The following is a 22,327-nucleotide window of genomic DNA, read 5'->3' as shown; positions in this document are numbered from 1 at the left end:
GCATGAGGTGTCGAAGGTTTCGGTGTATATTCCGGCCTATAACGCCTCGAAATACATTGAGCGCGCGGTGGAAAGCGTTCTGGCGCAGGACGTTGCCGATCTGGAGGTCTGCATCGCCAATGACGGCTCGCGCGATGGCACGCTTGCGCTGCTGGAGCGGCTTTATGCCGGCGAGCCGCGGGTGCGCTGGCTGGACAACCCCAATGGCGGCATCGGTTTTGCCTCCAATTCGGCGATCCGCATGTCGCGCAGCCTGTATATCGGCCAGCTTGACAGCGACGATTGCCTGAAGCCGGGCGCGGTGCGGCGCCTGATGACGGTGCTGGACGAGAACCCGTCGGTGGTCTGCGCCTATGGCTCGTGCGAGCGGATCGACGCGGCGGGCAATTACACGCAAGACGAATATGCCTGGCCGGTGTTCAGCCGCGAGAAGATGATGATCACCTCGATCGCGCATCACTTCCGCATGTTCCGCCGCCAGACATGGGAGCGCACGACCCGGTTCCGCGAGGATATCGTGAACGGCGTCGACTATGACATTTTCCTGAAGATGTCGGAACTTGGCGAGTTTCGCCATGTCGAGGAAAAGCTCTACCAGCGGCGCTGGCATGGCGAGAACACCAGCCATGTGAACGAGCATCACCAGACCACCAATACCCACCGCGTCCAGCGCGAGGCGCTTGCCCGACAGGGGCTGTCAAGGTTCTGGGACGTGCATGTCCCCGATCCGCAAAAACCGCGCAACGTGACCTATCAACTGCGCCCCGATACGCGCATGGTGGTGTTCTGGCCCGACTATTCCCGATCAAACCCGTACCAGAAGCTGCTCTATGGCAAGCTGCGCCAAAGTGCCGAAGTTGTGGCAGGCGATATCAGCGCCGCCCTTCGCGTGCTCGAGACCCAGGCCGCGCCGCCCGAGGCTGTGACCTTCCATCTGCATTGGCTCAACTTCCTGTTCAAACCGGGGGCCGACGAGCCGAGCGCGCGTGCCGCGGTAGAAGAGTTTCTGACCAAGCTGAAGAAATTCCTGCACAAGGGCGGACAGCTTGTCTGGACCATCCACAACACTGTCTCGCACGATACGCCTTTTCCCGAACTGGAGCGCGATCTGTCCCGCCAGTTGGCGGCACTGGCGCATCGGCTGCACTTCCATTCCGGCGCATCGGTGCCAGAAGTGGCGGCGACCTTTGACGTTCCGGTGGAAAAGGTGCGTGTCTCGCGTCACGGGTCCTATATCGGAGCCTATCCCGATTTCGTCGGGCGGGACGAGGCCCGCCGTGTCTTGGGGATCGGGGCGGATGAGGATGTGATATTGTTCAGTGGGCAGATCCGGCCCTACAAGGGCGTGGATGATCTGGTCACGGCCTTCCGGGCCATTCTGGCCGACCGTCCCAAGGCGCGTCTGGTGCTTGCGGGACGTCCCGATTTCGACGCCCTGGCCGGACAGGACCCTGCCATCACCGAAGCCGAACGCTCGCGCATCCTGAGCGTGGGACGATTTGTCGAGGATGGCGAGTTGCAACTGTTTTTCCGCGCGGCGGATGTGGCAGCCTATCCTTACCAGAAAATCCTGACCTCGGGCTCGATGTTGCTGGCGCTGAGTTTCGGGGTGCCGACCGTGGTGCCGAATGTCGGCATGACGCGCGATGTGCTTGACGGGCGCGATGCAGGCAGGCTCTACGATGCCGCCGGCGGCGCACCCGCGCTGGAGGCGGCCCTGCGTGAGGTTCTGGCGGCCAAGGACGAAGGCCTGCTGCCCCAGATGGCGGAAAGAGCGCGCAGGCTGGCGCAAGAAATGGACTGGCCTGATTTTGGGGCTATGGTAACGGTGTGAGCGTCGTTACGGGGAGGCTGCGATGAACACCTATTGCATTCTTGGCAACTGCCAAGCAAATGCCATCGCGTCTACCTTGCAGGTCTGCGCAGCCTTTCGCGAGCAATACGCCTTTCAAAAGATAAAGCCGATCCACCGCATCTCTGCCGAAGATCACCGGCATTTCCTGTCCGAGATTTTGCCCGCTGCCGCCCTGTTCATGTACCAGCCAATTTCCGAGAACTACAGGGGCGGCGGCTTTGGATTTGCCGAAGCGATCAAACATCTGGACAGCAAGACCAAGGTGATTTCCTACCCGTCGATCCAGTTCTATGGCTATCACGCTGCCGCCAAGACGCCCGCCGATCTGCCGATGGATATTCGCGAAAGGTGCCGCGCGGTTTTCGGGCTGGCCGGGGTGGAATTGTTTCACTACGCGCAGGTGATGATGGCCTATCTCAAGGGCATGCCGCAAGACGAGGCGCTCAATGCCTTTCATGAAGGCTTCGAGGGCGATGAAGATTTTGCTCGGCGGCGTTGTGCTGAAAGCCTCGGCCATTTGCGCAAGTCAGAAATTGCCCATGACATCGACATACGGCTGCATGATGTCATCGCAGAGGGTTTCCGGCGCGAGCAGCTTTTCTGGTCGCCTCGCCATCCGTCGGGCAAGATTCTAGGCCTGATCGCGGAACATGCGCTGGCAAAGCTGGGGATCACCCCGACGGAGGAGGAGCGGGCCCGTTTCGTGCGCCGCGATCCGCTCAAACTGCCGCAGTATCCGCTGCAAGCCTTTGTGCGCAAAGCGCTTGCGCTGGAATTCGATCCGGTGACCGACTTCCGCGCGCGTGAGGTGGTCATGACAACGCCGGAACTGATCGCCGCCTATTATTCCGTATATGATCAATTGGGTCGGGCCGCTGTCTCGGCTATGATGACCGCCCTGTTCCCCACCCTGCCCAGCTGGCGGGCCATGTCCGAAGAGATTGTCTGATGCGCGTATTCCTGCATATCGGTTCCCACAAGACCGGAACCACCGCCATTCAGGAGTTTGCTTCGGAAAATGGTGGCTGGCTCATGGGGCAGGGGCTGCTCTATCCCAGCTATGAGCTGATCGGCGGCACGCGTGAGCGTTCGCATCTTGGCATGGTCAATCGGATCACCCGCGCTGACCCGCTGCCGGAGACAGAGAGCCCTGCCCTGTTGCTTGCCAAAGCCCGCGATATGGCCGAGGCGGACGGGCTTGATATCTTGCTCAGCGCGGAGTCGCTGTTCCGGCTGGATGACACCGCTGCGAAAAAGGTGACAGATCTTCTGCTGGAGGTATTCGGCGCCGGACGCTGCACCGTGGTTTGCTCCTTGCGCGCGCGGGCGGAATTTGCGGAGTCGCTGTACCGTAACCACTACCGCGCTTTCAGCAAAGTTCCGGAGCCGTTTTCCGAATGGCTGGAGCGGAACCATAGCAATTTCCAATATGCGACGATCCTGTCCCGCTATGCCACCCCCTTGCAGGCAAAGTTTCACCTGCTGCCCTATTCCAAGGCCAGCCGCGATGGTTTCGTCGCGTCGTTCTTTCAGACACTTGGCGTGAACATCACGGAATCGGCGCAGCCGCCGCGCGAGAAGAACCCGAGCCTCGATGTGGTGGATTGCCTTGCCAAGCAGCGTATCATGAACGGCAGTTGCGATGCGCAACTCTCCAAGGCCTTCAACAACTTTGCTCTGAAGAACCGCATCTCTTCAGGGTATGGCTTTCTGGATCGCCAGCAAGAGGATGCCTTTACGCGCTTTTATGCCGAAGAAAACCAAGCTCTGGTCGCCGGAACCCCTGCCTTGCAGGCGGTGCTTGGCAGCGGTGTAGAGCCCATGCTGCTGGCCCCTATAGACGATACCTGCCATGATATGGTCGACGCGCGGATAGAAGCCTTCTGGGCCTCTCGCACGGCGCGAAAACCCAAGGCAGCGCCTGTAAAAGCCTGATCCATATCATCAAAGCGGCCAAGACCGGCCCAAACAAAGCCAAGAAGGAGAACGTCCGTGGTTGAAACATTGCGTAGGGAAACCGGCACAAAGCCTGTTGTCGGGCTGGCGGGTTTCTTTGGCTACGGCAATTACGGGGACGAACTTTTCGTAAGTGTCTACAAGGAATATCTGCAAGATCACTTCGATCTGCGGTTCATGTCGGACCAGCTGGCCAAGCCCTATTACTCCAAGCCCATCAACGAAGTGGTCGACGGCGTCGATGCCATTGTGATCGGCGGTGGCGATATCGTGCAGCCGTGGAACATGGACCCGCGCTACTTCAGCAAGGAGTTCCTGAACAAGCCGGTGTTTGTCATCGGTGTGGGGGTTCCGATCCGCTCGGGCAGCAACATGAACCCGAACCATGCCGAGAAGGACTGGATCGTCGACAAATATGCGTCGTTCTTCAACCATCCCTCGGTCAAGTTCATCCACGCACGCGACCAGCAATCTGCGACTTGGATCACCTCCAAGACCAAACCCGCCATCGGCGTCTTCGAGGCCCCTGACGTCGTCTGCGCCCTGACCCTGCCGGCAGCCACAGCCAAGCCGGACCAGCCGGTCTTGGGCATTGTCACCCGCCAGCGCCCCAATCAGGACGATGACTACACGCAACTCAACGCGCTGGCAGAGCAGCAGCGCAAGCGGGGCTGGCATATCCGGCACATCATTCTGGGAACCGGAGAGGTAGGCGTTCGTGATCTGGCCGATGCTGTCGATGTGACCGGGCCGAAAGAGTTGATCTATTCCGAGTCGCTCGACGATCTGACACGCGCCATCGGCGGCTGCACGGCCCTGGCCAGCATGAAGTTCCACGGCACGGTGGTGGCCACGATGTATGGCGTGCCCTCGACGGTGCTGATCCCGACAAACAAGAACCGCAACTTCATGAACCGCATCGGGCGGGGCGATCTTTTGTCAAAATACGATGACCCCACGCTGTGTGAGCGCTTTGAAACGCCGCCGGCACCGATTGCGCCAGAGTCCGTTGCCATGTTGCGTGACAGGGCAAAGGACGTGATGATCCGTCTGCGCGACGGGTTGCACGCCGCGATCGGCCGATGAGGCTGACGTAACCGTAAGGGACATCTTCATGACCACGACCGTCACGCATCTGACCTTTCCGCCCGAAGAGGCCGATCTGGTGCGCGAGGTGTATGCGGCGGGGCGGGTGATCCTTGAGTACGGCTCGGGCGGGTCTACCCATCTGGCGGCATCGCTGCCCGGTAAATTTGTGATGGCGGTCGAGAGTGACCGGACTTGGGCGGTCGAGTTGCAATTGCAACTTGACCGCGCCGCTCTGCCTTCGCCCGCCGTGGTCTGGCATGTCGATATCGGACCAACGGGGCGCTGGGGCCGTCCGGTGGGGGATGATGGCTGGCAGCGCTATCATCACTATCCGCTGTCGATCTGGTCAGAGCCGTTTTTTCGGCATCCCGACACGGTTCTTATCGATGGCCGCTTCCGTCCGGCCTGTTTTGTTGCGACGGCGATGCGCATCACCCGTCCGGTGACGGTTCTGTTTGACGATTATACCGATCGCCCTGCCTATCATGTGGTAGAGCGTTTCGCGGCACCGCTTCGCCGTGTCGGCCGGATGGCGATGTTCACGCTTGCGCCGGTCGAACAGGAACTGTGGATGCAGGATCTGCTGATGGAGCTTTGTACCCGTCGCAGCCTCGCCGGAGACTCGGTGGATTACAGCGCCGCCAACTGACCGCCGCGCGATCAGCCGACGCGGTCGCTGCGGCGTTGCATGTGCTCTTTGTGATGTTCGATGCCTTCCTGGACATTGTCGAAATAGGTCAGCACCCCGTTTTCAAGCGTGGCCACCGCCGTGCAGACCCGCCGGATGGACGCAAGCGAATGCGAGATGAAGATGGCCCCGCTGGTCGACATCCGGTTGGTGAAAACCGCCTCGCTTTTTTCCTGGAATGACGCATCGCCCACGGCAGTCACCTCATCGACCAGATACATGTCGAAATGGATGCCCATCGAAATGCCGAAGGCGAGCCGCGATTTCATGCCGGACGAATAAGTATGGACCGGCTGATGGAACTGTTTGCCCAGTTCAGAGAAATCGGCCACGAAATCCAGCAGTTCCTCGGTGTCGACGCCGTAGACCCGCGCGATGAAGCGCGTATTCTGTGCCCCCGTCAGGTCGCGGTGAAAGCTGCCGGAAAAGCCGACCGGCCAGGACAGCGAGCCGACCACGGTGATTTTGCCGGTGTCGGGTGCGATTGCGCCCGAGATCATGCGCAGCAAGCTGGATTTGCCCGCCCCGTTCCGCCCCAACAATCCGACCGACCGTCCTTTGGGGAACGTGACCGTGATATTGTCGGCAATGGTTCGCAAGCTGCCCCTCAGGCGAAAGCTTTTCGAGACATTCTCAAGACGGATCATCGTAGATCAGCGCCTGTCGCGAAGGCTGTAATAGATCAGCACACTGACCGCCCAGGTGCCGAACAGCACAAAGGCAGAAATCAGCAGAATGATGGCCCGCTGCGGGTAAAGCGGGGTTTCAGCCAAGGTCGGCTCGATATAGGCGGCCAGATAACGGCTTTGCCGGCGTGCTTCGGCTTGCGCGGTGTCATAGGCGGACAGAGCCGAAAGATAGGCCTTTTGCGCAAATTCCAGATCGACCTGCAGGGCCTCGAACTGACCGATCAGGTCGGCATAGGCGCGGCCGTTGTGATTGCCGCCGACGCCCAGCTTTTCGCGCTCTTCCGACATGCGCTTTTCGATCACGGCAATTTTGCGGCGGGCTTGCTCGATCCTCGGATCGCTCTCCCGCGTGGTTTCGATGAGAATGTCGAGATCGATCAGCGACGAGGCCAGTTGCGCGTTGAGCGAATTGAGCAAGCCCATCTGGCCCTGAATATCGGCAGAGGGGTCCACGATCTGGGTTTCGTTGCGGAACAGGGTCAGTGCCTGACGGGCTTCCTTGAGCCGTTCGACCGCAGTGTCCAGCTCTTCACGGGCGTAACGGGTGGTATCATCCCGCGCGACGGCGGAAAGCGTGTTGATCATCTGGGTCGAGCGCGCGAAAATCTCGGTCGAGATCGCCCGTGCATCTTCCGGATCAAAGGCGCGCGACTCGATCTCCATCAGACCGGTGCCCGGATCGTAGTAGATCCGCACCATGCGCGCCCAGTAGCGGACAAGGTCTTCGATGCTGGAGTCCCGCGACAACGAGAAAACCGGATCTGCGGCCGGCTTTCGAAACATCTCGCGCAGGTTCAGCGTTGCGTCCATCTCGCGCACGAGTTCCTGGCTCTGAATGAACTTGTAAAGCACGTCGGTGTCTGACGAACTGGCCGACGACAGGCTGGTCAGCCCGCCCAAGATCTCCATCGCCGATCCGGTTTCTTCGGTGCGCACCGTAAAGCCGACAGTCGAGGCGTATTGATCGGCCGCGAACACATACAGATAGACGGCAAGGGCGATGACAGGCAGCACAACCCAGATGCCAAGCGAAAGTATGGTCAGCCGATGGCGCCGCTGCAATCTTGCGGGCCGTGCGGCGGGTGCAACCTCGACAAGTTTTACCTTTGGCTTGGGCGGGGCCGCAGGGGCGACCGGAGTCTCTGGATCTGAAGACACTTCGACCTTAGCCTTTTTAATTCTGACCTGAAACGCTATGCTACCTTATCGGGTGAGACAGGATTGTTCCAGATGAAACAGGTTGAGGGGGATGCGTCGTATATCCCGCCCGCGCAGCGCCCCGCCAGCCTGCGCTTTCGTTTTTTCCGGTCCTTCAGCGCCCTGATCCTGCGCGAGATGACCACCAGTTACGGTCGCTCGCCCGGCGGTTACCTCTGGGCCATTCTGGAGCCTGTCGCGGGTCTGGCGCTGCTGAGCATAGTGTTTTCCTACATCGTGCGCACGCCGAGCCTTGGCAACAACTTCATGTATTTCTTTGCCGGCGGGCTGCTCCCCTTCGGGCTTTACCTGACGGTCAGCAACACCACGGCAGGGGCGGTGAGGTTTTCCAAGGCGCTGCTCGAATATCCGGCGGTCAGCTTCATCGACGCGGTGCTGGCGCGCTTTGTGCTGAATGCGATGACCTATCTTCTCATCATGTTTCTGGTGCTGACCGGCATCATCATCGGTTACAACCTGAACCCCATCCTCAATTGGCCGTCGATCTTTCTGGCCATCGCGATGGCCCTTTCGCTGGCCTTCGGGGTCGGTGTGATGAACTGTTTTCTTGTCACGAGCTATCCATTGTGGGAACGCGCATGGGCCGTGGCAAACCGCCCGCTGTTCATCATCTCGGGCATCCTGTTCATCCCCGAGAACATGACGGGGCAACTGCGTGACATCCTGATGCTTAACCCGTTGATCCATATCACAAGCGAGATGCGCAAGGGCCTGTTCAGCACTTATGATGCGGTGCACGTCAGGCCGCTTTATGTGTTCACCATCGCGCTCGTGCTTACGGTCCTGGGCCTGCTGTTCCTGCGCCGCTATCACAAGGATATCGTGCTGAAATGAGCGGTGATCTGCGACCAAGGGGTTAATGCGGCGACCGGGGGTGTGACGGCCGATTAGCAGCTTTTGCCTAAATCACGGCAGAACTGTCCCTTGGCTAAAGGAACCCGTCATGCCGGACTTCGAACGATCAGGTCGGCTGAAGCTGCCCTATATCATGCCCGCTCAGGCGCAAAAGCACATCACCCACAACGAAGCCGTGCAGATGCTGGATGCGATTGTCCAGTTGGCGGTCCAGTCCTTCGACAGCCAGTCACCGCCCTCGGCCCCGGAAAACGGGCATGTCTACGCGCTGGGCGCGGCCCCCACGGGGGTGTGGGCGCAGGCGCCGGGGCATCTGGCCTATTGGAACGCAGGCGGCTGGCTTTATCTGTTGCCGCAGGAAGGATGGCTTGCCCATGATCTCGCCACAGGGCAACTGCGACAGTACCGGGGCGGAAGCTGGCAACTGCTGCTGCAGAACCTTCAAGGTCTTGGCGTAGGCACCACCTCGGATGCGGTGAACCGATTGGCCGTGGCCTCGGCCGCAACGCTCTTCAGCCATGCCGGTGCCGGTCATCAAATGAAGGTGAACAAGGCCACTGCAAGCGACACGGCGAGCCTGTTGTTCCAGTCGGGCTGGTCGGGGCGGGCCGAAATGGGGTTGGCGGGCAACGATTCCTTTTCGATCAAGGTCAGCGCCGATGGCAACACTTTCACCACCGCGCTCAGCGTCAATCCGGCGAACGGCTTGCTTGCCGGGGCCGCCGTCACCGATACGGCCAGCGATCTGACGCCGGGAAGGCTGTTGAAGGTCGGGGCAGGGGCGGGGCAGCTTGACCCGTCCCTTTATCGGCGTGGCACAGTGCTTGGTCCGGTCAGCCAGTCGGGCGGACAACCCACCGGCGCGCTGATCGAACGGGGCAGCAATGCGAACGGCAATTACATGCGCTTTGCCGATGGCACCCAGATTTGCACCCGCCGCGTGCAGTTGACCGGCATCAGCATCAACGTCGCGATGGGAAGCCTGTTTCGTGCCACGGTGGGCAGTTTCGATTTTCCGGCGACCTTCGCAACCGTCGAGTCGGTCGGGGTCACGATGATGGCCAGCCAGAATGCCAGCATTCGTAACAATGCCAGTGTGCTGAAAACCCGCCAAGGCAGCACCTTGGGCGAGGCGGACTGGGTGGGCATTGCCCTTTGGGCCCCGTCCAGCATCACCGGAACGGCGGGCGAGCTTACCCATCTGTCCCTTAATGCCATCGGCACCTGGTTCTGAGGAAAACCCATGCAGATCACATTCACGCCTATGCGCCGCGATGATCGCCTTACACTTCACCGCGCAGGCGATGTTCTGACGCTCAATGGCGAAAGCTATGATTTCTCCCGGCTGCCCGAAGGCGCCGTGCTGCCGCGTGACGCGGTAGAGTGCGGCTGGCTGGCCTCTGATGTCACGCGCACTGACGGGCAACTATCGCTGACGCTCGTTCTGCCGCATGGGGCCGACGCCCCGCATCAGACGCTTTTTCCTCAGCCGATGAACCTGACAGCCGACGGGCCTGTCACGCTGCCTCCGCATGGTGCGGACATGCCGTTGCCCGTTGATACCCCCTCTGCCCTGCCGGAGAGCGACCATGAGCAAGATTGATTTCAGCCGCATCATCACCCGCAGCGCGCGTGAGGCCGAGGACGAGTGTCGCCGGTTGCAGGCCGAACTTGTTCAGGCCGAGGCAGACCTCGCTGCAACCGATTGGCAGGTGATCCGCGAAGCCGAGGGTGGCCCTGCGATGGACCCCGCCCTGCGCGCCGCCCGCGCCGAGGCGCGCGCAAACATCAGCCGGCTACGCGAGGCAATTCTTGCCCTGACCGCAGTCGATCCGGCCTGACGGGCTTGCGCGCGCACAGGGCGCCCCGCCGCGTGCCGCCTTGGGTTGCCCGTCTGCGCCTTGCCCTGTAGAGGTGGAAGCGGCAGGCCCTGACAGGGTCTGCCGCTTTGCCGTCAGACAGGAAGATCAATGCCTTCAGCAAGGCTGGACACGCCGCCCCACCGGATACTTGCCACCCCCCGCAATCCCTGGACCCGGCTTCTGGCGGTGTCGCACCATTTGGCACAGGGCGATCTGGCGCAGGCGCGCGACGGGCTGGACGGGCTGACCTATCATCCTGATTTGTCCTCCGAGATGCTGGACCTCTGGCGCGCGCATCTGGCCGATGCCGAGGCGCTGCGGGGCGCACCCGCCGCGATCAACCGGCCGGCAGACTATCTGGCCAACCGTCACCGGCTCTGGCACCCACCGTTCCGGATGCTGAATGTGGCGCGGCAGGTGCCAAAGCCCTATCCCTGGGCGATGGCACTGCCAGCCTATGCGGGGGCGGGCAATGATATCAGCTTTCTCGAGGAAGCTGCCACCGCGCTCGAGCCTGCCTTGTCGCGCTTTCCCTTTCGGGCCGAGGTTGTCTGGATTGCCCCCCCCGAAACAGGTGCGGCACAGCTTGCGCAAATGCTGGCCTCGCTTTGCGCACAGACGCCGCATCTTCCGGCGGGGTTGACAATTTTTGCGCCAGATATGGCGGCGGATGCCATCTCTGGCGCCGGACAGGCACCTTTTGCCATCCGCCTGCGGAAAGACGCGCCGTTTCAGCCCCCCGCGCAGGCGCATCTGGCGGATCTGGCGCAAAATGCCGATCTGGTCCTGTTCCTGTCCGGCGAGATCCGGCTCGATCCGATGGTGCTTGCCCGCATGGCACGGCTGGCGCGGGTCTCCGACCGTGTCGCGCTCCCCTTGGTGCCGCTTGGTGCCGCCCTGTCAGAGGGTGGAATGGTGACGCCCTTCACGCCCGAATTGCCACGCCAGAGCTTTGCGGGGCGCTATCCCTTCCGTGACGTGATCGGGCTGAACATCGCACTGCCCGCTCGGTTGCTGCGCGAGATGAACCAGTCTGGCCCGCTCCTCGACCCGCGCTTTGTCACGCCCGGCGTGGCGGCGCGCGAACTGGCTTACCGCATGCACGCGCGGGGCGTCTGGTTCGCGCCGGTCCGTGTGCCCGACATGGCACCCGAGGCGGCACCATCCGCCGCCGAGCAGGAGCTTTACAAGGCGCTGTGCCCGAACCACTGGGACCGCAAGCGGGATGTCTGGCACGAGGTGTCGAAGGTTTCGGTGTATATTCCGGCCTATAACGCCTCGAAATACATTGAGCGCGCGGTGGAAAGCGTTCTGGCGCAGGACGTTGCCGATCTGGAGGTCTGCATCGCCAATGACGGCTCGCGCGATGGCACGCTTGCGCTGCTGGAGCGGCTTTATGCCGGCGAGCCGCGGGTGCGCTGGCTGGACAACCCCAATGGCGGCATCGGTTTTGCCTCCAATTCGGCGATCCGCATGTCGCGCAGCCTGTATATCGGCCAGCTTGACAGCGACGATTGCCTGAAGCCGGGCGCGGTGCGGCGCCTGATGACGGTGCTGGACGAGAACCCGTCGGTGGTCTGCGCCTATGGCTCGTGCGAGCGGATCGACGCGGCGGGCAATTACACGCAAGACGAATATGCCTGGCCGGTGTTCAGCCGCGAGAAGATGATGATCACCTCGATCGCGCATCACTTCCGCATGTTCCGCCGCCAGACATGGGAGCGCACGACCCGGTTCCGCGAGGATATCGTGAACGGCGTCGACTATGACATTTTCCTGAAGATGTCGGAACTTGGCGAGTTTCGCCATGTCGAGGAAAAGCTCTACCAGCGGCGCTGGCATGGCGAGAACACCAGCCATGTGAACGAGCATCACCAGACCACCAACACCCACCGCGTCCAGCGCGAGGCGCTTGCCCGACAGGGGCTGTCAAGGTTCTGGGACGTGCATGTCCCCGATCCGCAAAAACCGCGCAACGTGACGTATCGGCGACCCGATGGCCTGCCGATGGTGGTGTTCTGGCCGGATTACTCGCGCGGAAACCCCTACCAGAAACTGCTCTACGCCAAGGCCTCTGCCAAGGCCGAGGTCGTCGCAGGCGATATCGATGCCGTCTTGCACGTCCTTCGCACCAAGGGCGCCCGTCCGCAGGATGTTGTCTTCCACCTGCATTGGCTCAACGCGCTCTTCCGCCGGATCACGACGCAAGAGGCCGCCCGGGCCGCGGCGGATACCTTTCTAGCCAAGCTTGAGCAATTGCGCCAGACAGGGGCAAGGCTGGTGTGGACGGTCCACAACACCGTGTCGCATGACACTCCCTTTGCCGCGATCGAAACCGATCTTTCGGCAAGGATCGCGGGGCTGGCAGACGTGATCCATCTGCATTGCGCCGGATCGCAGGATGAGGTGGCGGCAAGTTTTGCCCTGCCTGCCGAAAAGGTCCGCATCTCGCGGCATGGCTCTTACATCGGCGCCTATCCCGATTACGTCAGCCGCGATCAGGCACGGCAGTATCTGGGGATCGGGGCGCAGGAGGATGTGATCCTCTTCACCGGTCTGGTGCGGCCCTACAAGGGGGTCGAGGATCTGGTCAGCGCCTTCCGCTCCATTCTGGCGGACCGCCCGGGGGCGCGGCTTATCATCGCGGGGCATCCGTGGTTCGACCCGCTTGCCGCGCTGGAACCGGCGCTGACCGAGGACGAACGGTCCCGCGTTCTCACCACCGGCCGCTTTGTCAACGACTCCGAACTGCAGCTCTTCTTCCGTGCTGCGGATATCGCGGCCTATCCCTATCGGCGCATCCTCACCTCGGGCTCGCTGTTGCTGGCGCTCAGCTTCGGCGTGCCGACCGTCGTTCCACGCAGCGCCATGACGGCAGAGGTGTTGGAAGGGCAGGGCGCAGGCCACCTCTATGGTGCCGATGAAGGCAGGGAGGGACTGGAAAAGGGCATGCGTTTGTTGCTCGAAGCCAAAGATAATGGCAGGCTGGCGCAAATGGGGGCCAGTGCCCGCGTATTGGCGCAGCGCTTGGACTGGCCAGATTTCGGAGACGTCCTTGGCTAGGCAGCACCTGATCCTCAACATGGGACTGGCGCGCTGCGGCACAACGGCGACCGCCGCACTCTTCAGCGCCGTGCCCGGCATGTCGACTCCGGAAGGGATCAAGGAGCTGAAGTTCTTCATGTCCGACGCCGAACCGCAGTCCTATACCGCTCGGTTCACCGATCCGGCGGGGCCGCTGCTGTTCGAATCCTCGCCCCCCTATACGGGCGGCGGGACCGAGCGCTACGAGCAGGTGTTGACCCGCGTCATGGCGCTGCGCGATCTGGGTTTCGACGTGACGCTCGTGTTCATGGTCCGCAACCTGCTGGCGCGGGCCTTCTCGCATTACTGGCACGATATCTCGTCCCAATATGCACCCTTTGGCCGCTACTGGTCGGTGCAGACACCGACCGACCCGCGCCGCTTTCGGCACCTCTACACCAGCACATTTCTCGACGAGTTGCAGCGCCCGAAGTCGGCTGACAAATTCTTGCCCAAGGTTGCCCAGATGATCGGGACGGCCATCGCCATGTTCGGGGTTGATCGGGTGCATATCGGCCATACCAACCAGCTGGACGCCGCGTTGCAGGACCTGATGCAAAGGGCCTGCCCCGGTTTTCCCGCGCCGCTGCCACCTGCGCCGCGCCTGCGCGGATCACGGGCGCCCCTGATTGTAACCGGCAATCCGGCCACGGGCCATGTGACGGTTGCCACGCGCAAAGGGCCTATGGACGTTCCTCTTGCGGCAGACGAGGCGCTCTTGGTCCGCGACAAGGGCGTCGAGCGTCTCAGCGCCGAGCATTATGACATCCCCCGTCTCGCCGATGCTTTCTCCCGCTGGACCCGCAGCTTCGATTGCACGGAAACACCGCCGCGCGTGGCGGATTATCTCCAGCGCCAAAGCCGTGCGATGTCACGGCTGCCGGTCGAATGCTTTCTGGCGGGGCAACGCGCAAGCATCCTCAAAGACTTGACGACCCTTCCCGAGCGGCTCGAGATTGGCCTCGCCGAACCCGAACCGGACAACTTTTCAGAGGCGCTATGAAACCCAAAGCCCCGAGGGTCCGTAAAGTCCGACATGTCGAGCAAGACCTTGGCAGCCAAAACCTTTTACTAGTAAAACAAAGCGGTAAGATGAAGAAAACCCTTCAGGATAACGGTGCGATGGCCCAGGAACTTATGCAGGCAAGTCAGACGGCGCCCCATGTCGCAGGCTTTGACGTCGTCACGCCGCTATCGTCGCGCACCCTGTTCTGGCGCCCGCGCTACCTGCGCGATGGCGCAAGCCTGCATCATCTGCCCTTCCTGTTCTGGCTGGTCGACACGCTGCGCCCCAAATCCTTCGTCTCTTTGGGCGGCGGTGACGGGGTCGTGCACTTCGCACTCTGTCAGGCTGCCGAAAAACTTGATCTTGACGCCCGTGGCTACAGCTTTGGCCCTTGGGGCACCGAATCCGGTTCCGTGCCGACCGATCTGGCCCGCTACAACAGTGAAACCTATCCCGATGGATCGCGCCTGTCGCCCAGCGATCCTGCGCAGGCGGCGGGCAGTTTTCCTGCCGGAACCGTCGATCTTCTGTCGGTCCAGCTTGGTGACCATGCCGAGGCGGGCGCGGCAGAAGCAAGAGTGCGCGACTGGATCGACCGCGACTGGTCGCACCGCATGTCGGCGCGCGGTGTCATGGTGTTTCACGGGGTGAATGCGGCGCTCGAGCAGGGCGGCGATGAAGGCTTTCTGGCCCGTCTCAAGGGTCTGCACCCGACCTTCCATCTGGATACGGGGGAAGGTCTGCTGGTGGTTCTGCGCGGTGCGCAGCCCGAGGATCGTCTGGCGCGGCTGTGCAAGATGGCGATCGGCGATCCGGGCTATGCGGCGGTGTTGCATGTCTTCGGCAGACTGGGCAGCGCCGCCCATGCCGAAATGAGCGCGCGCCACGAGAACCTGCGGGCAGAAGAGTTGCAGCAGCGTCTTGAAAAGGCCGAGCAAACGCTTTCACAGAGCCGCGCCGCCGGGGAAGAAACCCGTGCCGCCCTCGCCAGACTGAACGAGGCCTATGACGAGCGCAACCGTCAGATCGCGGTGATCCAAGGCAAGATGCTCGACCTGCAAGTGAAGCAGGGCGATATGGCCGCCGCCGCCGAGGCTTTGTCGACAGAGCTTGCGGAGTCAAAGGCCAATCTTGCTGCGGCGGCCGCACGTGAGGCCGAGCTTGCTGTTCTCGTCGACAAGCGGACTGCCGAACTTGCCGCGCTCGATGCTCTGCGCGCCGATCTGGAAACCGCCCAGAACAAGCAGACATGGCTGCGCAAGGAACGCGAACGGCTGCAGGCGGAAGAGGCCGAACTGCGCCGTGCGCTCGACAGCGCCGCCAAAGAGGCGCAGGAGCGCAAATCCGAGGCCGAGGCCCGCACCCAAGCGGCGCGGGCAGAGGCGGAGGCGCATGCCGAGACCATCGCCACCTTGACGCGGCAGCTGGAGCAGAGCCATGCCGAGGCAGAAGCGCGCACCCAAGCGGCGCGGGCAGAGGCGGAGGAGCATGCCGACACCATCGCCAGTTTGACGCGCCAGCTGGAGCAGAGCCATGCCGAGGCAGAAGCGCGCACCCAAGCGGCGCGGGCAGAGGCGGAGGAGCATGCCGACACCATCGCCAGTTTGACGCGCCAGCTGGAGCAGAGCCAGACCGAGGCGGAAGCGCGGCTTCAAAGCCTGAATGATGCCCGCGCCGCCGAAGCGCAATCGCAGGCCGACACCATCGCCACATTGACGCGCCAGCTGGAGCAGAGCCGGATTGATGCAGACGCGCGCCTGCACGCCCTGACCCAGGACCGCGACGCCCGTGCCGCCGAAGTGCAAGCCCAGGCCGAGGCCATCGCAACGCTGACGCAGCAGCTTGAAACGGTCACCATCGGTCACGACACCCGCTATGCCGATCTGGCCCGCCAGCATCAGGAAACGCAGCAGGCGGCGCAAGCCTTGTCCGAGGAACGCGCGGCGCTGGCCGCAGAACTCGAGGCTGCCCGCGCTGAAATCGCTGCAGCCTCCGAACAGTTCACCGCTATTGGTGCGCAACTTGCGACCCAAGCGGCCCAGACCTTCCAGGCTCGCCGCGACCATGACCAGATCAGGGCAGAACATGCGCTGACCTTGCGGCAGGTGCAGGACCTGTCGGCGCAGCTTGACACCGCGCAGCGGGAGGCCGCCGCACGGGCCGCTGATGTTCTGTCGCTCGAGGCCGAATTGCGCGAGGTGAAGGATCGACTGGCGCAAAACCATGCGCGTGAGGCGCGCAGCCTTGTTACACTGACTGCAGAGCTTGAAAAGCACCAGATCGCTGCCGACCAGCACCGCGCCGTGCAGGATACGCTGGCCGCTTTGCAGGCCGCTTATGCCACGCAAGAACAGCGCCTTTCGCTTCAGGAAGCCGAATCCGAAAAGCTGCGGGCCCTTTTGAGCGATCAGGCGGTTCAGACCGACCGTCTGCGCGCCAAAGCCAATGCCGACCGCGCTGCCCTGCGCGCCGAACGCGATGCCGCCCGCGCCCATGCAAAGGCGCAGGAAGACAGGATCAGCGCGGTGCTCAACAGCACATCGTGGAAGCTGACCGGCCCTGTGCGCAAGGCGCTTGAAACCGTGCGGGGCAAGTAAGGGCGCGCACTTGCCACGGCGCGCCTGCCCGCCTTGGCCCCGTCATCAGGTGTAAAGGCTGTAATCCGCCCAGCTTTTCCAAAAGACATGCCCTCGCCGCGCGATCCCGTGCAGGGTCGCGCCGGGCAAATCGGCCATATGCATGGCATGACGGGAATCGAGCGGGTTCTTCGCGGCATAGGCGAGGATCAGCTTTCCTTTAAACCCGATTTCGCGCGCGATGGCCGCGTTATCCGCGCCCCAGCCCAATTCGAGCCCCTGATTGATCGCAAGGCTGGAGGCAGGATCGGCCAGACGCGGGTCTTCCTGCCAGATGGCCTCATCCACATGGGTCAGCGCGCCCAGCCCGTGGATCATGTCGCACCGCGCGCGGATGGCCAGGTTGATCGCCGTCACCCCGCTGGCTGAAATACAGACAGCCCGTCGCGTCGGAACGCCGTCAAACGCGGCTTCGACCCTTTCGGGCATCTCGCCCAGCGGAATGAAGCCACGGGTGTCGAAATACCCGTAAAGTCCGCCCGAAAACCCGTGCCTGAAGAAAACGGCGTCCGCTCCGTCCTTCCTCGCCTGCCGTGCCAGCTGACGCACCCGCCCGCTGCTCTCGCTCGGCGGTGAATCGGGCGCCGTCAAGCGTCCCCCCAGAAAGACCACGACCCGTTCTGTCATTTCAGTGCCATCTTCTCACCAGCATGCCCTGCGCAGTGCAATCAAAGGATATACCCCCGGCGCTCAATCGCGTGAAGCGATCCGGGGGGCAAGTGGATTTCCGCAGCGTTGTTGTGTAACCAATTAAATCAGAACGTTACCAATTAAACCGGAATGGCCGGTATCTGGCCGCTGCATCTAGGATCACCTAGGAACGCTTAGGATCAGCCGGTTGAGGGGAGTGACTTCTTGCCCCGGCGATGCCACCAGCGGTGGATGCTGGACGTTGTGACGCGGCGTTCTGGGGGGAAGTGGGCGGCGACTTGCGCCGCGACCTCGGGGAAGGTCAGAGTCATGACGCGGGCGCCGATGAAGGCTTGCAACTCCGGATCTTGCTCGATTTTGCCACGCGGCTTGTTGCGAACAGCCCCGTTTGGCAGAGCGTTGAACACCCCCTTAAACGGCCCTTCAAGCCCCTCTTGAATAATGCCCTCAAGGGCCTCTGCCGCCCTGTTCAAGCCGTCCAGCGCTTCGGCACCGGCGCGGGCTTGCGCGCGGATTTGGGCGAGAACGGCGAGGGCGGTGCCGGGCTGGTCAGTCATGGCGCCGTGGCCTTCCCGCCTGATCGTCATGATACCAAGGAAGTGATCGTTCTCTTGTCGCGATCACCTTTGCCCGAGAACAGGTGAAGCCTTCCAGCATTTCGATAAGTATAGAGCCAGGCACATGTGCAAGCTTCGGGTCTTCCCAAAGGATCATCAGCGCCCGCAAGTGGGACGGTTGAGGCCTGATTGGGTTATCTGGGGCAACCTCGTATATCACACCGTCTGATTGATGGCAGGCATACAGATTCGCAAAGACATCGTTTCGGCAGATAAACACAAAGTCTTTGCGTCGCGGAAAGCTGTTACCTTCTTGTCTGGGATCTTGCCCAGTTACGGATGCAGGCAAAAGATACTCACCGGGCTTCCTGCCGCGTATTCCACCGTGCAACCACCAGTAATCAGACCAGTGGCTTCCATTGCGTCTGGCTTCATGGTGCAGCTTTACATATTCGCCAGAAGGCAACTCTTCCGAGGTAAGATCTTGGCACCAATCTGGGTTTTTTTCAATGAGTGCGACGAGGCGAAAGAATCGCCTATGGTCACCCCTTTTAAATGGCAAGACCCACAGGGATGGCAGCGCTGCACGAAGCTTCACCCGATCTTCTTGTGGTATCAGGCAGGCTTCCGGCTCGAGTCGGTTCATGCGAACTCTCCATTCGCGTCGTCGTCATGCCGTTCATGCTGGGGATGTTGCGAACCGATTACCAACGCTTTGTCACAGGTGAAACCCTCAACGAGGAGGCACATTTGCAGCGTGGTCAGGGGCATGTAGCCCGGCACTTCGCTGACAACCATCAGAGCACGAAGTTCTCGCACTTCTGGCCTGATTTTTCCTTCTGGCGCACACTGGTATATCACTCCAGATCGCAACTGATGCGCGTAGTAATTTGCGACAGACCATTTCCTTGTTATATAGACACTTTCGCAGTGGCTGCCTTCGGGGGCCTTACGACGGCTCTTTTTGGTGACGTTTGCCGGCAGAAGATTGTCTCTCGGTTTCAGTCCGAGAGTGCCGCCATGATACCACCAATAGTCCGACCAGACCGCATCGCCAATGTGTGCCGAGTATTCTAACTTGGTGTATTTGCCGCGCTGCGCTTCATGAAGCAGCTTCACGTATTCGCCAGATGCCTCCTCGTCGGGGGTCATAGGCAGTTCCAGATGGCCGTCTCGCTCCAAACGGCGTGCGATCCAATGTAGACGATACTCAACCCAGCGAGGGTTCCAGATTATTCTGGCACACTCATCTCTTAGCCTTTGTCGCTCATCTGGCGGAATCGAACAGGCTTCAGGCTCAAGTCGGTTCATCCCTTCCTGTCCTTCAGCATGTTGCGAACCGATGTATCTGACACCCGCAAAGTGCGAGCGATATGGGCGGTGGAATGGCCCTGCCAGTAAAGCATGGCGGCAAGCCATGCCTTTGCAAGCGGGACGCGCCTTTGCAGCTTGTCCTTGGCGGCAGACAGGCGCGCGGCGGCTTCTGAACCGATCAGCGCTTCATGGGCGGAACGCCCGTTCGGACTATCGGGAACCGCCATTTCAGCGCCACCAAAGGCGAGCAGGAAACGGACGGTCAATTCAGGTCCCATTGCGTCAACATATGCCTGCACTTGTGCTGTCGGTTGTGGCATGGGACGGGTGGGAAGGTGTTTGCGGTCGGTCATCCTGAGCAGGCGTCCTTCTGGGGAATGAAGGGGAATTGCGAGCTGGCCCCCATCCACCAACGCCAGCCAAACGCGGGTTTCACGGGGGCCAGCTATGGCCGGTTCTCCTTTACGGCCTGCATTGTCGCCCCCGGCTTCTGAACAGAGGCGGCAATCTTGTGGGCCGAACCGTTCCCTTCCTTCACCCACTGGACCGATGGGCGCGGTCGGCGAACGGTCCGGCCTTTGTCCCCTGCGCTTGTGAGACAGGGGACAAACTGGTGTCAGCCGGTGGCGAGTTGCTCCGGCTTCAATCCAAGCTGGGCACAAATCGCGGCTTCGGCCTCGGTCTGCGCTACAGACCGGGGATTGCCTGCCGGAACGCCACTGATCAACTCTTGCGAAAGGTGGGCATAGGCCGGTGCAGACCCGGATAGGAAAGCGTCAAAGCTGCTTGCGTCTTCGCGGCACAAGGCAATGGCCCAATCCCGAAGGGCGGGCGGGAAGTAGCCTTTGCGGATGGCGTCATTCACCTTTTGTTGCGCTTGCCCTTCGGCCATGACGGATTTTTCAAGGTGCCGCTCTTGCAACATCTGTTGCACGGCTTCCACCGGGATGAACTTCTTCGGGTCGGGCTTGGCTTCCTTTTCGGTCAGCCAAGCTTCAAGGGCGTCCATCACCTCTTCTTCGGTCGCATCAGGCGAGGGGTTCAAGACCTTGGCCAGCCGCGCGATCAGCGGTGACACAGGCCCGGTTTCAGGGTTCGGGTTTGCTTTGGTCTTGGGGTCAAGCATCGGGGCTTCCTGACTGGCAAGGGCCTTCAAGTGAAGGTTGGGTTCATGCACCAGCCCTGCGCCTTTCAGGCGCATGATCTGGCCGCTCTTGTTGTGGAAGAACGAAGGCGACAGGTAGCGATATTCCTTGCGCCCGATCATCTCGCGCGCCGTCGCCGTCCATTCGACGCGGCCCCAAAGGCCGCTTGCATTGTGGGCAAGTTCCTTGATCCAGCCCGCCGCCGGAACCGGGCCTTTCAGCTTGGCCTCTGGCTTGTCGTTCTGGTGTTCATAATCCACCGGCAGATCAATGCCGCGCTCTTGGAAGTCGAGGATCACGCCTGCCGGATCAGGCAGACTATAGGCCCGCCCGTCGCGGCCCTGCATGTTCCCGGCGGGCAACAGATGCACCCATTCGGGCGCTGTGCCACCCGGCGGCAGGGCATTGTCACAGGTGGCAAGGGTCAGGGCGGACATGCGCGCGCCTTACAGGTAGGGGGTCACGATCAGTTGCGCCGTGCCCTTCCAGATGTTCGACTCGCCATTCGGGCCGAACTCTGTGTTCAGCAAGGCCAGCGCCGCGCTTTCCAGTTCGGGCGGAACAACCATCACCGTGGGAGACACGCCCAGCTTGCGGCCCCCATCGGCGGTAAAGCGCATCATGGACGCGCGGGCGAGGGCGTAATTCGCGGCGTTCAGAGTGGCCTTGGACCCGAAAGCCAGTTGCCACAGACCGAAGCCCGCATTCACCCGCGCCCGGATGCCATAGACAAACTTGTCATTCATGAAGACGTGGTGATCATCGGCGCGGGTGATCTGGCTGAACTCATAGCGTTCACGCTCTTGCCAGATGATCGGGCGGACACCGCGCGAGGTGTCCAAAAGATACCAAGCCGGTTCGGCCCCGGCCTGCATGTTCGACACCGTGACTTCATTGTCATTCTCATCCTTCACGGGATGGTCAGTGTCGAAGAAGTTTTGTCCGTCATAAGAATTGGTATCGAAGCCAGAAGCCAGAAGGCCAAAGATCAGTTCTTCGGGGTGACGCTTTGCCGATTGCCCCATTTCCGAAAACGCTGGACCATAGACCCCGATCTTATCATCGGCAATGTCATCGCGGTTGACTTCAACCGTGCTTTCAAACTTGCGGTTCTTGATGGTGAAGCCATGCGCCTCAAGGCTTTTCACATGGCGCGGCCCAATCCATTCCCGCATGTTCGGAAAAGCCCCAAGCCAGCCATACGTTTCTTCCCGCGAGGCAGACGGAACGGTCATGGCGATCTTGTCACCATGCGTCGGGGCGGCGAGATAAGCGGTTGTGTAGGTGGCCTTGAAACCACGGAACACAAGGTCAAGATTTTCGTTGTTGATGATCATAGTCAGGCCCTTTGTCCATTTGCCCGCGCGGTGCGGGTTGCTGGGAAAAGGTGTAACCGAACTGGGAAATCGGGATAATCCGCACACCCGTGAGGGATGATCAATGTCCACTTGCGCGGGGGATCTTCCAGGACAAAAGCGGGTCAGTTCGTCTCAATGCGGAGGGCAGATTTAGCAAGGTGTCGCGTTGGGGAACGAGGGACACTTTGGCTGGATCGGATGCCCGGAAGATGCCCCTTTTCGCCCGCCTGCGTCAAGTGTGACCCAACACCGACCATACACTTGCAAAATTAAACGGGTTCTAGGCGTTTTTAAACGGGGTGGCGGGTTTGCGCGGGGGGCAGTGGCCCGAAGGGGCCTAGAAGGCCGTTTTCCGGGCCTCTGG

Annotated in this window: 21 protein-coding genes; 12 read left to right on the top strand and 9 right to left on the bottom strand. The window is 61.5% G+C overall.

Annotation, left to right across the window (positions count from 1 at the left end):
- The 5 genes from G3572_RS16170 to G3572_RS16150 all read left to right on the top strand — a co-directional run.
- Positions 1 to 1,834: glycosyltransferase (locus G3572_RS16170; RefSeq protein WP_164613767.1), on the top strand; the 1,834-nt coding region annotated here is incomplete at its 5' end.
- Between the two features lie 22 nt (positions 1,835 to 1,856).
- On the top strand, positions 1,857 to 2,804 hold the full coding sequence (locus G3572_RS16165) for a WcbI family polysaccharide biosynthesis putative acetyltransferase (RefSeq protein ID WP_164613765.1): 948 nt from the start codon (positions 1,857 to 1,859) through the stop codon (positions 2,802 to 2,804).
- Positions 2,804 to 3,790, top strand: coding sequence for a hypothetical protein (locus G3572_RS16160; RefSeq protein WP_164613763.1), 987 nt, complete (start codon positions 2,804 to 2,806; stop codon positions 3,788 to 3,790). The genes G3572_RS16165 and G3572_RS16160 overlap by 1 nt, the downstream gene beginning before the upstream one ends.
- 57 nt (positions 3,791 to 3,847) lie before the next feature.
- A complete protein-coding gene (locus tag G3572_RS16155) occupies positions 3,848 to 4,897 on the top strand; it encodes a polysaccharide pyruvyl transferase family protein (protein ID WP_164613761.1) in 1,050 nt (349 codons plus the stop codon).
- 28 nt (positions 4,898 to 4,925) lie between these two features.
- Complete coding sequence (locus G3572_RS16150; RefSeq protein ID WP_205518752.1) at positions 4,926 to 5,549, top strand: hypothetical protein; 624 nt, start codon at positions 4,926 to 4,928, stop codon at positions 5,547 to 5,549.
- An 11-nt stretch (positions 5,550 to 5,560) separates the two neighbouring features.
- Here G3572_RS16150 and G3572_RS16145 read toward each other — a convergent pair whose 3' ends face one another.
- Positions 5,561 to 6,235 carry an ABC transporter ATP-binding protein gene (locus G3572_RS16145; protein ID WP_164613759.1) on the bottom strand — a complete coding sequence of 225 codons (675 nt, stop codon included), beginning with the start codon at positions 6,233 to 6,235 and terminating at the stop codon, positions 5,561 to 5,563.
- Between the two features lie 6 nt (positions 6,236 to 6,241).
- Positions 6,242 to 7,435 carry a KpsE/RkpR family capsule polysaccharide export protein gene (locus G3572_RS16140; RefSeq protein ID WP_354004054.1) on the bottom strand — a complete coding sequence of 398 codons (1,194 nt, stop codon included), beginning with the start codon at positions 7,433 to 7,435 and terminating at the stop codon, positions 6,242 to 6,244.
- Between the two features lie 72 nt (positions 7,436 to 7,507).
- On the opposite strand from G3572_RS16140, the gene G3572_RS16135 reads away from it, so the two are divergent.
- From G3572_RS16135 to G3572_RS16105, 7 genes are all read left to right on the top strand, one after another.
- On the top strand, positions 7,508 to 8,329 hold the full coding sequence (locus G3572_RS16135) for an ABC transporter permease (RefSeq protein WP_164613757.1): 822 nt from the start codon (positions 7,508 to 7,510) through the stop codon (positions 8,327 to 8,329).
- Between the two features lie 109 nt (positions 8,330 to 8,438).
- On the top strand, positions 8,439 to 9,584 hold the full coding sequence (locus G3572_RS16130) for a DUF2793 domain-containing protein (RefSeq protein ID WP_164613755.1): 1,146 nt from the start codon (positions 8,439 to 8,441) through the stop codon (positions 9,582 to 9,584).
- A gap of 9 nt (positions 9,585 to 9,593) precedes the next feature.
- Positions 9,594 to 9,953: a hypothetical protein gene (locus tag G3572_RS16125; protein ID WP_164613753.1), complete on the top strand. Its 360-nt coding sequence runs from the start codon at positions 9,594 to 9,596 to the stop codon at positions 9,951 to 9,953.
- Positions 9,940 to 10,191 (top strand): hypothetical protein, encoded by a 252-nt coding sequence (locus G3572_RS16120; protein ID WP_164613751.1) that lies wholly within the window; start codon positions 9,940 to 9,942, stop codon positions 10,189 to 10,191. Before G3572_RS16125 ends, G3572_RS16120 begins: the two co-directional genes overlap by 14 nt.
- A gap of 129 nt (positions 10,192 to 10,320) precedes the next feature.
- Positions 10,321 to 13,275, top strand: coding sequence for a glycosyltransferase (locus tag G3572_RS16115; RefSeq protein WP_164613749.1), 2,955 nt, complete (start codon positions 10,321 to 10,323; stop codon positions 13,273 to 13,275).
- Positions 13,268 to 14,299 (top strand): hypothetical protein, encoded by a 1,032-nt coding sequence (locus G3572_RS16110; RefSeq protein ID WP_164613747.1) that lies wholly within the window; start codon positions 13,268 to 13,270, stop codon positions 14,297 to 14,299. Before G3572_RS16115 ends, G3572_RS16110 begins: the two co-directional genes overlap by 8 nt.
- Before the next feature lie 119 nt (positions 14,300 to 14,418).
- Positions 14,419 to 16,899: a coiled-coil domain-containing protein gene (locus G3572_RS16105; protein ID WP_205518751.1), complete on the top strand. Its 2,481-nt coding sequence runs from the start codon at positions 14,419 to 14,421 to the stop codon at positions 16,897 to 16,899.
- Between the two features lie 45 nt (positions 16,900 to 16,944).
- On the opposite strand, the gene G3572_RS16100 is transcribed toward G3572_RS16105, so the two are convergent.
- The 7 genes from G3572_RS16100 to G3572_RS16070 form a co-directional block, all read right to left on the bottom strand.
- The gene (locus tag G3572_RS16100; RefSeq protein WP_164613743.1) at positions 16,945 to 17,565 is read right to left on the bottom strand and encodes a hypothetical protein; all 621 of its coding nucleotides are present in this window, start codon (positions 17,563 to 17,565) and stop codon (positions 16,945 to 16,947) included.
- Between the two features lie 203 nt (positions 17,566 to 17,768).
- A complete protein-coding gene (locus G3572_RS16095) occupies positions 17,769 to 18,146 on the bottom strand; it encodes a hypothetical protein (RefSeq protein WP_164613741.1) in 378 nt (125 codons plus the stop codon).
- Complete coding sequence (locus G3572_RS16090; RefSeq protein WP_164613739.1) at positions 18,139 to 18,792, bottom strand: hypothetical protein; 654 nt, start codon at positions 18,790 to 18,792, stop codon at positions 18,139 to 18,141. The genes G3572_RS16095 and G3572_RS16090 overlap by 8 nt, the downstream gene beginning before the upstream one ends.
- The gene (locus tag G3572_RS16085; RefSeq protein ID WP_164613737.1) at positions 18,789 to 19,298 is read right to left on the bottom strand and encodes a hypothetical protein; all 510 of its coding nucleotides are present in this window, start codon (positions 19,296 to 19,298) and stop codon (positions 18,789 to 18,791) included. The genes G3572_RS16090 and G3572_RS16085 overlap by 4 nt, the downstream gene beginning before the upstream one ends.
- A 155-nt stretch (positions 19,299 to 19,453) precedes the next feature.
- Positions 19,454 to 19,726, bottom strand: a complete 273-nt coding sequence (locus G3572_RS16080) for a terminase gpP N-terminus-related DNA-binding protein (protein WP_240335583.1) — start codon at positions 19,724 to 19,726, stop codon at positions 19,454 to 19,456.
- Between the two features lie 350 nt (positions 19,727 to 20,076).
- Positions 20,077 to 21,042, bottom strand: coding sequence for a phage protease (locus G3572_RS16075; RefSeq protein WP_164613733.1), 966 nt, complete (start codon positions 21,040 to 21,042; stop codon positions 20,077 to 20,079).
- Positions 21,043 to 21,051: 9 nt separating this feature from the next.
- Entirely contained in the window at positions 21,052 to 21,942 is an 891-nt protein-coding gene (locus G3572_RS16070) for a Mu-like prophage major head subunit gpT family protein (protein WP_164613732.1), read from the bottom strand.
- Positions 21,943 to 22,327: the final 385 nt, after the last annotated feature.

The sequence above is a fragment of the Pseudotabrizicola algicola genome (assembly GCF_010915705.1).
GTDB classification, from domain to species: Bacteria; Pseudomonadota; Alphaproteobacteria; order Rhodobacterales; family Rhodobacteraceae; genus Pseudotabrizicola; species Pseudotabrizicola algicola.
This window is presented reverse-complemented; position numbering and strand designations above follow the sequence as displayed.

Excerpts from the sequence above, each read along its gene's own strand:
- G3572_RS16150 (WP_205518752.1), top strand. The coding sequence starts at position 4,926 with ATGACCACGACCGTCACGCATCTGACCTTTCCGCCCGAAGAGGCCGAT.
- G3572_RS16095 (WP_164613741.1), bottom strand. The coding sequence starts at position 18,146 with ATGACTGACCAGCCCGGCACCGCCCTCGCCGTTCTCGCCCAAATCCGC.
- G3572_RS16160 (WP_164613763.1), top strand. The coding sequence starts at position 2,804 with ATGCGCGTATTCCTGCATATCGGTTCCCACAAGACCGGAACCACCGCC.
- G3572_RS16075 (WP_164613733.1), bottom strand. The coding sequence starts at position 21,042 with ATGTCCGCCCTGACCCTTGCCACCTGTGACAATGCCCTGCCGCCGGGT.
- G3572_RS16120 (WP_164613751.1), top strand. The coding sequence starts at position 9,940 with ATGAGCAAGATTGATTTCAGCCGCATCATCACCCGCAGCGCGCGTGAG.
- G3572_RS16100 (WP_164613743.1), bottom strand. The coding sequence starts at position 17,565 with ATGACAGAACGGGTCGTGGTCTTTCTGGGGGGACGCTTGACGGCGCCC.
- G3572_RS16165 (WP_164613765.1), top strand. The coding sequence starts at position 1,857 with ATGAACACCTATTGCATTCTTGGCAACTGCCAAGCAAATGCCATCGCG.
- G3572_RS16130 (WP_164613755.1), top strand. The coding sequence starts at position 8,439 with ATGCCGGACTTCGAACGATCAGGTCGGCTGAAGCTGCCCTATATCATG.
- G3572_RS16145 (WP_164613759.1), bottom strand. The coding sequence starts at position 6,235 with ATGATCCGTCTTGAGAATGTCTCGAAAAGCTTTCGCCTGAGGGGCAGC.
- G3572_RS16125 (WP_164613753.1), top strand. The coding sequence starts at position 9,594 with ATGCAGATCACATTCACGCCTATGCGCCGCGATGATCGCCTTACACTT.
- G3572_RS16135 (WP_164613757.1), top strand. The coding sequence starts at position 7,508 with ATGAAACAGGTTGAGGGGGATGCGTCGTATATCCCGCCCGCGCAGCGC.
- G3572_RS16105 (WP_205518751.1), top strand. The coding sequence starts at position 14,419 with ATGGCCCAGGAACTTATGCAGGCAAGTCAGACGGCGCCCCATGTCGCA.
- G3572_RS16115 (WP_164613749.1), top strand. The coding sequence starts at position 10,321 with ATGCCTTCAGCAAGGCTGGACACGCCGCCCCACCGGATACTTGCCACC.
- G3572_RS16090 (WP_164613739.1), bottom strand. The coding sequence starts at position 18,792 with ATGAACCGACTCGAGCCGGAAGCCTGCCTGATACCACAAGAAGATCGG.
- G3572_RS16085 (WP_164613737.1), bottom strand. The coding sequence starts at position 19,298 with ATGACCCCCGACGAGGAGGCATCTGGCGAATACGTGAAGCTGCTTCAT.
- G3572_RS16070 (WP_164613732.1), bottom strand. The coding sequence starts at position 21,942 with ATGATCATCAACAACGAAAATCTTGACCTTGTGTTCCGTGGTTTCAAG.